The organism is Fodinicola feengrottensis (assembly GCF_010993775.1).
GTDB classification, from domain to species: domain Bacteria; phylum Actinomycetota; class Actinomycetes; order Mycobacteriales; family HKI-0501; genus Fodinicola; species Fodinicola feengrottensis.
This window is the reverse complement of the sequence record NZ_WOTO01000037.1, coordinates 82,339-88,338: the sequence shown is the minus strand read 5'-3', so window position 1 is coordinate 88,338 and position 6,000 is coordinate 82,339. Positions and strand designations below refer to the sequence as shown.

The window sequence follows — 6,000 nt, the reverse complement described above, 5'->3', positions numbered from 1 at the left end:
CCGACGAAAGACAGCAGGCCGACCACAAAACCCTGCCGATATCCGTTGAGCCCGAACAGCACCATGACAGCGAGCAGCACAACGTCCACCATGCTGCCGCTCACCGATCGTCCCTCCCCGAGTCATCGCTACCGGCGGTGCACAACGGCCGAAGCCGCGCACCTGCGGGCGCTCAGACCGCGATCGTACCGACCGTGGGGGTGTTGGCAACAAACCCGGCTCACCCTGCGAGACGGTCCGGGTACGATCGGGCAGGTGGAGCTGCGCCATTTTCGCTATTTCCTGATCGTCGCCGAGGAACTGCAATTCGGTCGAGCGGCCGCCCGGCTGCACGTCTCCACTCCGACATTGAGCCAGCAAATCCGTGCCGTGGAGCGGGAAATCGGTACGCCGCTGCTGGTTCGCGGTGCACGTGAGGTGACGCTGACCGCGGCCGGCAAGGTCCTGTTGGTGGAGGCACGCAAAACCGTCCAGGCAGCCGAGGACGCCATTCGCGCTACCCGTACGGCCGCCGGAATCGTGGATCCGGTGCTGCGGTTGGGATTGCTGAACGGCTCACCGGACTGGCTGGTGTCCCGGTTGGTCGACCGTGCGGTGGCCGGCGCGCCGGGCAGTCAAGTGATTCTGGTCAGCGGCACGACGGCGGAACAGGTACGTTTGCTCGGCCGCGGCGAGGTGGACCTCGCGGTGGTGCGACTGCCCGTCGGCCTGCCGGCAGGCTGCGAGCAAGTGGAGCTGTACGACGAGGAAATCGGCATTTTTTTGATGTCGTACGAACATCCGCTCGCCGCCCAACAGGTGTTGGCGCCCGCCGATGTGGCCGGCGTCGAAGTCATCATGTATCCACGCGAGCTTGGCCCGGGCGCGTACGACGCAGTACTGGAGCGCCTGCGGTCCCTCGGCGCGGCGGTGATTGTCAGCGACAGCAAGGTAAACGCGGCTCAATGGCAGCGTGTCCTGCCGCTGCGACCAAAAGCCGTCGTGCTGAGTTCGGCCCGGGCCGCCGCCGAGCCGGAGGTGGTATGGCGCCCGCTCGCCGGCCGGCCACTGTCCATTGTGTACGCCGGAGCTTGGCGGCCCGGTAGCCGCAATCCGGTCCTGCGGGCGCTCGTCCAGCAGTTGCGGCGAAAGCCATTAGCCCAGCCCTAACGGCCGTGAGGCACTACGACATGAACAACGGCGGTCATGGGTGATTGGCTCGGGATGTCCTGGAGAACAAGGAGAAACATCCCATGGAACACCCACAGGTCGTGGTCATCGGCGGCAGTTCGGGCATCGGGCTGGGCATCGCTGGCAGGCCTGCTCGCTGACGGCGCGAACGTGACCATCGCCGCCCGGTCGGCGGACCGCCTCGCCGCCGCCGAGCGAGAACTGGGCGCCGGCGAGCGCCTGCGCACCATCGTCACCGACGTTTCCCAAGAAGGACAGGTCGAGCGGCTCTTCGCCAGCACCGGCCCGGTGGACCACATCGTCTGTACGGCCGTCGACGCCGTCGGCGCGTACCAACCGATTCGGCGCTTGGACCTCACCAGCATCCAGAAACTGGTAAATGCCAAGCTCTACGGCGCCTTGCTGATCGCCAAACACGGCACCGCCCGCGGCTCGATCACGTACACCTCCGGGATCGCCGCCTATCGGCCGGCGGCCGGCGGATCCGTGGTAGCGGCGGTAAACGGCGCGCTCGGCTCGCTCGCCGCCGCGCGCTCGCGATCGAGCTGGCCCCGGTCCGGGTGAACGCGATTTCGCCTGGCTGGGTGGACACTCCGGTCTGGGACGCCATCGCCGGCGACGCCAAGGCCGAGCTGGCTGGCTGGCGGCGATGGCGGCCCGGCTGCCGGCCGGCCGGATCGGCTCCCCCGCGGACATTGCCGAGGCGGTCCTCGCGCTGGTCCACAATGGATTCATCACCGGCACGGTGTTACATGTGGACGGTGGGCATCGGCTGGTCTGAAACAAACTCTCGCCCGGCCGTCAAGGGAAGCGACGGCCGGGCGGGTGCTCAGAGTAAGGCCTGACTGCCCATGGAGGCTACTACCCAAACAGCCCAGCGTGTCTCAACTTATCGCCGATGCAGACATTTCACTCCGGCTCGGCGGACCGGGTAGGGTTAGTCGACTTCGCTGGAGGGACAATGGATCTGGGCCTCGCCGGCAAGGCCGCCTTCGTCACCGGCGGCAGCCGCGGGATCGGCCTCGCCATCGCCCGCGGACTGGTCGCCGAGGGTGTCTCGGTGGCGGTGTGCGGCCGAGACCCGGAGAGTTTGCGCAAGTCCGGCGAATTGTTCGGCATCACCGCGGACGTGACAGATCCTGAACAGTTGGCATCGGCCGTACGAGCCGCCGCTGACCACTTTGGACGGTTGGACCTGCTGGTTGCCAACGCCGGCGGGTCCACCGGCGGCGGGCTGCTCGAATCGTCGTACGAGGACTGGGAACACACCTACCGCCTCAATGTTCTGCACGCTGCCCATGCGGTCCGCTGCGCTACCCCCGCACCTGGAGAAGGCCGGCGGCTCGGTGCTGATCGTCTCGTCGGTGACCGGCTGGAAACCCGGCCCTTCCTCGTCGTACGCGTCAGCCAAGGCCGCCGAGATCCATCTCGCCGCGACCCTCGGCCAGGAACTCGGCCGGCGCGGCATCCGGGTGAACGCGCTCAGCCCCGGCTCGACGCTGTTTCCGGGCGGTGGCTGGGAAGATTTCGGGCGCCAGCAGCCCGAGCGGATGGCCGCCTTCGCGGACGGCGAGTTCCCGACCGGGCATCTGGTGGAGGTCCAGCAGGTCGCGGACACGGCCTGTTTCCTGTTGTCGCCGCGAGCCGCCGGTATCAATGGCGCGAACATCTGTGTCGACGGCGGCCAAGGCCGCCCGACCGCCGGCCGTTTCTGGTAGTCAGGCAGGGCAAACTCGCACCTGGGCACCACTGAACAAGAGGTCTGGCTGCGGAGTCGTCGGTGTGTCGGCTGGAATAATCCGCGCCTGGGGCGCATGGTGGTGCAGCTCCTCAAGAAACGTCTGCACCGCGATCCGGGCGATCCACTGACCCGGGCAGACATGCTCGCCCTGTCCGAAGGTGAGCGGCTGCGCGCCCCTGCGATCGGGCTGAAAGTCGTTCGGGTCGGCGAAAAATCCGCGGGTCCCGGTTGGCCGCCTCGATCATCGTCAGGATCGGCCCACGCGGCAGCTTCGTCCCGCTCTTCAGCGTCACCGATTCGCGGGCACCGGCCTTCCAGCCCACCAAACCCGGATACATTCGCAGGCCCTCACGGCCGATAACCCGCGCTCTGGCCGGATCCCCGAGCTGGTTCCACTGGTCCCGAACCGGACCGGATCGGACAACAAGCCATGGACTGTCTTCTCGATCGTACCGCTGACCGTGAAAACCCCGGCCGCCAACGAATTCGCGAGCGCGGCGACCACATATCGCGGCGGAATATCCCTGGCCAGCAGATGACTGGCGAAATCATCAGCCGGCTCACGCATGCGTCGCCGGACAATCCGGTCGCTGACCGTGAAAAGGTTGCCGAGCCCGCTGACTGCCCGCGCCTGCTCCCGGAGGTTCGCGTACGTCCGGCCCAGCAGCCCGGACTGCGCGCGGCTCCAGACCTGCACCAACTCCGCACTCTCAGGCGGCAGCCCGGCCCACTGCGTCATCACCTGGGCGGAGAATTTCGGTGCCACCATCCCAGAAATGTCAATTTCTGCGGCCACGCTGCCGCTGTCAAGCGCCTCGGCGAAGTGCCGCTTCATGTCCGCCTGCGCGGCAGCCGAGTCCGGTACCCGGAAATACCCCTCCGGGCCAGCCATCGCACCCCAAATCCGGCCATGCAGCTCCGGATCGGTGTTGTTCGCGGTCGCCGGCGCCGGCGGCGGGACGAGGTGGCGTACAAACGGTGGGATGGCGAATGGATTCCGCGCGATATTGCCGTAACCGTGCAGCGGATCGAGCGAGTTCTTCTTTGTCAACCCGGAAGTTCTGGCCTCCAGCACCTCCTTCACGTCCTCGTAGCGCCATACGAACGTCAACCCGCTGCGGGAGTGGTAGTAGGTGGATTCCGCCAGCTCATGCAGCCGCTCGTAGCATCTGCTCAGCTCACCGGCCGGCACAGTGTTCGGCGTGGCCTCGGCAAAGGGAAACGGCTCACTCACGGGCTCTCCAGCGTGGGGCGATCACAGATCCCCCAAACTACTGCCTCCACGCCAGCCAAGACCAGTCCCATCGCCGATCGGCCACACCTTCAACGCAACTCGTCCAGGGAATTGGCAGCCCAGACCAGACGACATGCCTCTCGCCGATCGAGCGCGCTCAGCCGAGCGGCAATCAACACAATCCCAGGATCGGCCCCAAAAAAATGCTCCTCCAGCATGGTGACTATCATCTCGGCACGTCCCTCAGCACGTCCCTCAGCACGTACCTTGGCCACTCCCTTCGCCACTCCCTCCGCGTATACATGACGATAGATCTTTCCCTCGCTAAGGGGCCACATCTTCACCGCAGGTCGTCCAGAGATTCGGCTGCCCAGACCAGACGATATGCCTCTCGCCGATCGAGAGCGCTCAGCCGAGCAGCAATCAACACAATCCCAGGATCGCCCCCAAAACGCTCCTCCAGCATGGCGACTATCATCTCGGCGCGTTCCTCGGCACGTCCCTTGTCCTCTCCCTCCGCGTATACATGGCGATAGATCTTGCCCTCGGTCATCGGATACAGCATCGCGCTCTCCTTCCAAGCGACCTCTACCTCTTCAAAGGTGAGATATATTTCCGCCAACGTGGCGGCCATCTCGACGAGAGTTTTCCGCCGTCCCTCGTCATCAGTCGTCGAAGTCCCAAATGGCCTTCAAAACCCTGGTGAGCAGAGCCAGCCTTCCGGCGGGCTCAGCGCAGGCAAGCACCGCAAAAGGAGCGGTCGCAGGCCGGGCAAGCAAGGAATCCGGGTCCTGCTCGCGCAGCTTGTGAACCCGATAGCGCACCCGAGCGCCACCCAGCTCCCATTCCTCAGGTGGGTTCCCGTCAGCCAGGACCACTACGAACTGCTCGATGTGGTAACCGCGATGCCGTTCCTGCAATCTACCGAGGTAGCAGAACATCCGGCGGCCAAGGTCAGCAGTCGGTCGACGCTCGAACTCCACGTGCGTCAACTGACGCTTTCCGGTGTGCATTAGGTAGTCCACTCGCAGCGGGTTCGCGGCGAGATCCTCGCTGGCAACTCGCGCCAAGGACGGCACAGTCGCTCCCAACCACCGACACAGCTCTGCCCGCTCATCCGCGCTAAGAAGCTTGGTGGCGTTGTCGTACCGAGATCCGTGGCCTTTCACGTCGTCGAACTTTGGTTTTCCGGTGGTTTCCATGGTCTTCATGGCAAAATCATCTCCTTTCTACTCGCTATGGCCGGCCAATGACAAAATGCGAACGCTGATCGCTCGTCCGATGAACCGGGGTTCTCTCAGGGATGGGAAGGCGGAGAAGCTCTTCCAAGTCGCCGGCAGATTCGATAGCGGCCACCGCGTCGGCCGGAGCCAGCCGGCCGAGGTGGCGCGCTGCCCGCTCAGTTGTCGGGTCATCGGGGAACCGGGACCGCAGCATCGCCTCGAAAATGGTCTCCGCGGCCTCCACGCCACCATCGAATGCGCCGTCGTCGTACATCTGTTCCAGCAAGGTGGGACGGGACGTACGCGCGTCCTTCTCCGTACCCAGGAAATCGTCGAATTTCTCGAACCGCACGAATATCTGCGCGATCCACCGGGTCTCGTCGTCGCGGAAGCGCAGCGCGACACGGCGTGCATACGACTCGATGTCTGGCCTCGCATGCATGAAATCGCGCCCGCACCAGTTCGGTCAGCAGTTCGACTATCCCGTGGGTTCTCCCCTCGGCGAGACCTTCCAGTCGGCCGAGGGCGCGGCCACGGCTGAAAGCCTCATACATTGGGTCTGGACTCTCCCTCACGACCGACATTCCGTCTCCCCTCCCTTGACTAAGGCGATCCCCATTGAGGCACCAGCG

The 6,000-nt window shown here is 65.2% G+C and carries 7 protein-coding genes and 1 pseudogene; 4 read left to right on the top strand and 4 right to left on the bottom strand.

Annotated elements, in window-relative coordinates; all coding sequences use genetic code 11:
• The first annotated feature begins 90 nt into the window (after nucleotides 1-90).
• The 4 genes and pseudogenes from GNX96_RS30310 to GNX96_RS65180 all read left to right on the top strand — a co-directional run bounded on the left by GNX96_RS30310 (nucleotide 91) and on the right by GNX96_RS65180 (nucleotide 2,888).
• Nucleotides 91-1,149, top strand: coding sequence for a LysR family transcriptional regulator (locus tag GNX96_RS30310; protein ID WP_163571393.1), 1,059 nt, complete (start codon nucleotides 91-93; stop codon nucleotides 1,147-1,149).
• Between the two features lie 171 nt (nucleotides 1,150-1,320).
• Nucleotides 1,321-1,734: an SDR family oxidoreductase gene (locus GNX96_RS56445; RefSeq protein ID WP_279581888.1), complete on the top strand. Its 414-nt coding sequence runs from the start codon at nucleotides 1,321-1,323 to the stop codon at nucleotides 1,732-1,734.
• Nucleotides 1,735-1,819: 85 nt separating this feature from the next.
• Complete coding sequence (locus GNX96_RS56440; protein WP_279581887.1) at nucleotides 1,820-1,951, top strand: SDR family oxidoreductase; 132 nt, start codon at nucleotides 1,820-1,822, stop codon at nucleotides 1,949-1,951.
• 117 nt (nucleotides 1,952-2,068) lie between these two features.
• Nucleotides 2,069-2,888: pseudogene (locus GNX96_RS65180) on the top strand (SDR family NAD(P)-dependent oxidoreductase).
• Between the two features lie 312 nt (nucleotides 2,889-3,200).
• On the opposite strand, the gene GNX96_RS30295 reads toward GNX96_RS65180, so the two are convergent.
• The 4 genes from GNX96_RS30295 to GNX96_RS30280 form a co-directional block, all read right to left on the bottom strand.
• The gene (locus GNX96_RS30295; protein ID WP_163571391.1) at nucleotides 3,201-4,145 is read right to left on the bottom strand and encodes a hypothetical protein; all 945 of its coding nucleotides are present in this window, start codon (nucleotides 4,143-4,145) and stop codon (nucleotides 3,201-3,203) included.
• 340 nt (nucleotides 4,146-4,485) lie between these two features.
• Nucleotides 4,486-4,779: a hypothetical protein gene (locus GNX96_RS30290; protein WP_163571389.1), complete on the bottom strand. Its 294-nt coding sequence runs from the start codon at nucleotides 4,777-4,779 to the stop codon at nucleotides 4,486-4,488.
• A 31-nt stretch (nucleotides 4,780-4,810) separates the two neighbouring features.
• On the bottom strand, nucleotides 4,811-5,356 hold the full coding sequence (locus tag GNX96_RS30285) for an RpnC/YadD family protein (RefSeq protein ID WP_163571387.1): 546 nt from the start codon (nucleotides 5,354-5,356) through the stop codon (nucleotides 4,811-4,813).
• Between the two features lie 25 nt (nucleotides 5,357-5,381).
• Entirely contained in the window at nucleotides 5,382-5,810 is a 429-nt protein-coding gene (locus tag GNX96_RS30280) for a hypothetical protein (protein ID WP_163571385.1), read from the bottom strand.
• Nucleotides 5,811-6,000: the final 190 nt, after the last annotated feature.

Coding starts and splice junctions, on each gene's coding strand:
- GNX96_RS30310 (WP_163571393.1), top strand. CDS start 91: ATGCTGCCGCTCACCGATCGTCCCTCCCCGAGTCATCGCTACCGGCGG.
- GNX96_RS30285 (WP_163571387.1), bottom strand. CDS start 5,356: ATGAAGACCATGGAAACCACCGGAAAACCAAAGTTCGACGACGTGAAA.
- GNX96_RS30280 (WP_163571385.1), bottom strand. CDS start 5,810: ATGCATGCGAGGCCAGACATCGAGTCGTATGCACGCCGTGTCGCGCTG.
- GNX96_RS56440 (WP_279581887.1), top strand. CDS start 1,820: ATGGCGGCCCGGCTGCCGGCCGGCCGGATCGGCTCCCCCGCGGACATT.
- GNX96_RS30290 (WP_163571389.1), bottom strand. CDS start 4,779: ATGGCCGCCACGTTGGCGGAAATATATCTCACCTTTGAAGAGGTAGAG.